Genomic DNA, 2,108 nt, shown 5'->3' on the forward strand with positions numbered 1-2,108 from the left:
CTGCGCCAGGGCCAGCTGGCGGATCTCCTGCTCTGATAAACTTTCAAGCGCCTTACCATCCAGCGCACTGTAACGCGTCAGGCTGCTGCCATCATCCACCAGATAAACCGGTGTCGCCTGTAATTGCTTGTTTTGCCAGGCCAGGCGCTGGCTTAAACTGAGGCGGGCGTCTGTACTGTGTTGCTGCAGTATCTGTTGCGGGCTGACAACCGCCTGCTGCCATTGCACTGCTGCCGTTTGGCGCAGGTGTTCGCCGCGCACCTGTTCAATCGGTAAAATGGCCATTACCAGGCCACTTAGAAACCACAGCGTAATTTGTACTACCAGAATAAGCCCCAGCCAGTTATGCAGGGTACGGCACAGTTTTAACATGCAATGTTTTTCAGCAGATGGCGGATGGGCTATCAAAACAGAAAAACGCCACCGCTGTAAAGTGGCAAATTGCCGCAGCCGGTGGCGTGATCAGAGGTTTAACGCTTAACCGTGGTGGCTGCGACGGTTATCACGTACCAGCCACCAGACCAGATACGCCAGAATAATGTAAGGCAGCAGGCTAAATACCAGCGATACGCCAACGCCAAACAAGGTAGCGGCAATACCGATGGCCACGCCAAACGCTGTGGCAACGGCACCAATCAAGCTGGGAAAGCAGTAAAGGCCTAAAGCAATAACTAAGATGATGGCGACGGTTCTGTTCATAACGGGTTCCTTTTAAGCTACGCCCTGTGCGTTTGCTTAAAACCATCAAATGTTATGCCAGATTTTTTATTACATTAAATCAATATCTTGCGCTTTACTCTGGCGCCGGTTTGTGTGCCGGCGCCAAGATGTTAGTGTTTTTAACCATTAGTTGGTAAAAAAATGGCTATAGCTGTCAGAGCGGCGTAAAGCGCAGCTCCAGTTCGCGGTAATACAACCGGGTTAAGCCTTCAAAGCCTGAATCGGTGCCGAGAAATACCCAGATGCTGCCATCGGCGTTGCTGGTAAATTGCAACGGGGTATTGCCGGAGCCGCTGACAATTTTGCTGGCAAACTTATCGCCATCACAGCTGATTTCGCCAGAGGCAATGTTACCTATGACACGGGCATTACTGCCATCCTGGCTTTGATTGCCTTTGTCCACATTCAGGTAGTAACCCGACTGTTGCGGCTCCTGGCTGGCATAGCCGAATTTCAGATAGACTGACTCGCCCGGGGCACCACCGACGCCCATGCAATCGGAGGCGGCGTCGGTCAGAAACCGTACGGATACCGACAACTGATAACGGGTTGCCGGTTCCAGCCCGGTAATTTTGCGTTTGATATACATAAACAAATCATCGCTGCGGTTCATGCCCTGCAGGTAAAAGCCCTGGCCGGTAAAGCCGGTTGGCAGGTTGCGCACGCCGCTTTGCAGCTCATAAATAGTGGCGTTGTCGGTAGGGTAATCTGAAAAGCCTGCCTGCCACTGCTGGTTGCCCTGGCGAAAATCGTAGTAGTGGGCCGGTGAAGTGCCGGTATCTAATTCACAACCACTTAGTAATAGCAGGCTGCTGGTCAGCAGCGCTAGCGCCGGTATGTTCATGCTGCAGGTTTCCTTCATTGCGGGTACTGCAGAAAGCTTAACGTCGCAGCTAGCGCCGAAGTGTAACTGATTGCAACCAAATTGAAGTTAAGTGTTATTTTTATGCCATACTGCGCCGCGTTAACCGCCAGCACAGCCTAAGCCGGAGACATTTGCCAATGACACCCAGTATTGATTTAACTACCACACTGCAACAGATGCTGGCGCAGTGCCAGCCGCTATACACGCAGGGCAAGGTGGCAGATTATATTCCTGCACTGGCACAGGTAGATGGCCGGCAGGCGGCGGTGGCGGTGGCAACATTGGATGGTCAGGTATTCAGTGCTGGCGCGGCTGAGCAGAATTTCTCGCTGCAGAGCATCTCTAAAATATTTGGTCTGGTGATGGCGATGAACCGGCTGGGCGATGAGTTATGGCAGCGGGTAAATATGGAACCTTCCGGCCAGCCGTTTAATTCAATTGTGCAGTTGGAATGGGAAAAAGGTATACCGCGCAACCCGGTGATTAACGCCGGCGCCATTTTGGTAGCAGATGTGCTGGTCAG

3 protein-coding genes and 1 pseudogene are annotated in these 2,108 nt (G+C 52.3%); 1 reads left to right on the forward strand and 3 read right to left on the reverse strand.

Going from position 1 to position 2,108, the window contains the following annotated elements; translation table 11 throughout:
• From VIN66_RS13980 to VIN66_RS13990, 3 genes and pseudogenes are all read right to left on the reverse strand, one after another.
• Positions 1 to 372 (reverse strand): annotated as a pseudogene (locus VIN66_RS13980) (PepSY domain-containing protein); the annotation flags it as partial.
• A gap of 105 nt (positions 373 to 477) precedes the next feature.
• The gene (locus VIN66_RS13985) at positions 478 to 699 is read right to left on the reverse strand and encodes a hypothetical protein (protein WP_331924553.1); all 222 of its coding nucleotides are present in this window, start codon (positions 697 to 699) and stop codon (positions 478 to 480) included.
• A 175-nt stretch (positions 700 to 874) separates the two neighbouring features.
• Complete coding sequence (locus VIN66_RS13990; RefSeq protein WP_331924554.1) at positions 875 to 1,564, reverse strand: hypothetical protein; 690 nt, start codon at positions 1,562 to 1,564, stop codon at positions 875 to 877.
• A gap of 158 nt (positions 1,565 to 1,722) precedes the next feature.
• On the opposite strand from VIN66_RS13990, the gene VIN66_RS13995 reads away from it, so the two are divergent.
• The coding region (locus VIN66_RS13995) for a glutaminase (protein ID WP_331924555.1) at positions 1,723 to 2,108 on the forward strand (386 nt) is incomplete at its 3' end.

Origin of the sequence: Rheinheimera sp. (assembly GCF_036568245.1) — a bacterium.
In the GTDB taxonomy this organism is placed as follows: domain Bacteria; phylum Pseudomonadota; class Gammaproteobacteria; order Enterobacterales; family Alteromonadaceae; genus Alishewanella.

Bases quoted from the DNA above. Each gene is read 5' to 3' on its own strand.
- VIN66_RS13990 (WP_331924554.1), bottom strand. From the start codon at position 1,564: ATGAACATACCGGCGCTAGCGCTGCTGACCAGCAGCCTGCTATTACTA.
- VIN66_RS13985 (WP_331924553.1), bottom strand. From the start codon at position 699: ATGAACAGAACCGTCGCCATCATCTTAGTTATTGCTTTAGGCCTTTAC.